Below are 1,891 nucleotides of genomic sequence, written 5' to 3' on the forward strand. Positions count from 1 at the left end.
CAGAATTAGGCAGAAGTCGCCCATCCTCTATAGGTGGGTGATGAATGCCGTTCGGTATGAGGGTTACCGTTGGTAACTCGAAGACCGACAACTAAGGCGTATTGCCTTTTTATTTTGTCCCATGTTACAATCAGTCTATACAAGAAATGAGTTGATATAACATGGAATTAGATACAAATAATCATTCAGTATTTCTTCTTTATTACCACCTTGTTTTAGTAACGAAATATCGTAGACAAGTGATTGATGATGAAATATCTGATTATGCCAAAACTACTTTTGAAAGAATTTCAGAATCGTATCACATTACTTTAGTGGAGTGGAATCATGATAAAGACCACGTTCATATTATGTTCAAAGCTCAACCTAAAACAGAATTGACAAAATTCATCAATGCCTATAAAAGTGCCAGCTCAAGATTGATAAAACGTGACTTTCCAAGAGTCAAACAATTTCTTTGGAAAGAAATGTTCTGGTCTAAAAGTTTTTGTCTTCTGACAACTGGTGGCGCACCAATTGATGTGATTAAGAAGTATATCCAAAATCAAGGAAACAATCATAAATAGAAAGTAGGTGAACTTTATGGAACAACTAAAAGCATACAAATTCAGAATCTATCCAACAGAGGAACAAGAAATCTTCTTTGCCAAATCTTTTGGTTGTGTCCGTAAGGTCTACAATCTAATGCTTGATGACCGAAAAAAGGCGTATGAAGAAGTTAAAAATGATTCTTCTAAAAAAATGACTTTTCCGACACCAGCTAAATACAAGAAAGAATTTCCGTTTTTGAAAGAAATTGATAGCCTTGCTTTAGCCAATGCCCAACTTAATTTAGATAAAGCATACAAGAATTTTTTTCGGGATAAATCCGTTGGATTTCCACGTTTCAAAAGTAAGAAAAATCCTGTTCAGAGTTATACAACGAATAATCAAAATGGTACAGTTGCTTTGATTGATAGTAAATTCATCAAAGTTCCTAAATTGAAGTCATTAGTAAGAATTAAGCTTCATAGACAACCAAAAGGGATTATCAAATCTGCTACAATATCACGTCATTCTAGCGGTAAATACTATATTTCTTTGTTGTGTAAAGAAGAAATTATCGAATTACCTAAAACTAATTCCACAATTGGTATTGACTTAGGTATTATGGACTTTGCGATTCTTTCTGATGGACAAAAAATTGATAATAATAAATTCACGTCCAAAATGGAAAAGAAACTAAAGCGTGAACAACGCAAATTGTCTAGGCGTGCTTTATTGGCTAAAAATAAAGGTACCAATCTATTTGAAGCTAAAAATTATCAAAAACAAAAACGCAAAGTAGCTAGATTGCATGAAAAAGTAATGAATCAACGTACTGATTTTCTGAATAAGTTGAGTACAGAAATGATCAAAAATCACGATATTATCTGTATTGAAGACTTAAACACAAAAGGTATGTTGCGAAATCATAAATTAGCTAAAAGTATTTCTGATGTTTCTTGGTCAAAGTTTGTGACTAAATTACAATACAAGGCTGACTGGTATGGACGAAAAATCATCAAAGTAGATAAATGGTTTCCGTCTAGTCAGATTTGTTCAGAGTGCGGACATAAAGATGGCAAGAAATCTCTTGAAATTCGAGAATGGACTTGTCCTGTTTGTCATACTCATCATGATCGTGATATCAATGCTAGTATCAATATTCTGACCGAAGGTCTAAGACTACATTCTATGGGATTGGCTTAGATCCAATCATCAAGAACCGTAGGAACTACGGGGATAGCTTGGTAAATAAGAGACACCGCTGTTAGTAAAGAAATACGCTATCAAGTATGCTCTATTCCCAAGAAGCTCCCACTTCAAGCGTTAAGAACCGTCAGGTTTAGCTAAGTGGTGAGTAGTTCAC

2 protein-coding genes are annotated in these 1,891 nt (G+C 34.2%); both read left to right on the forward strand.

What is annotated here, in order from left to right; genetic code table 11:
• The first annotated feature begins 161 nt into the window (after window positions 1-161).
• Window positions 162-566, forward strand: coding sequence for an IS200/IS605-like element ISEfa4 family transposase (tnpA, locus tag EG2_RS18100; RefSeq protein ID WP_002287522.1), 405 nt, complete (start codon window positions 162-164; stop codon window positions 564-566).
• Window positions 567-582: 16 nt separating this feature from the next.
• Window positions 583-1,731: an IS200/IS605 family element RNA-guided endonuclease TnpB gene (gene tnpB / locus EG2_RS18105; protein ID WP_002287525.1), complete on the forward strand. Its 1,149-nt coding sequence runs from the start codon at window positions 583-585 to the stop codon at window positions 1,729-1,731.
• Window positions 1,732-1,891: the final 160 nt, after the last annotated feature.

This window comes from Enterococcus gallinarum NBRC 100675, from assembly GCF_001544275.1.
GTDB lineage: Bacteria > Bacillota > Bacilli > Lactobacillales > Enterococcaceae > Enterococcus_D > Enterococcus_D gallinarum.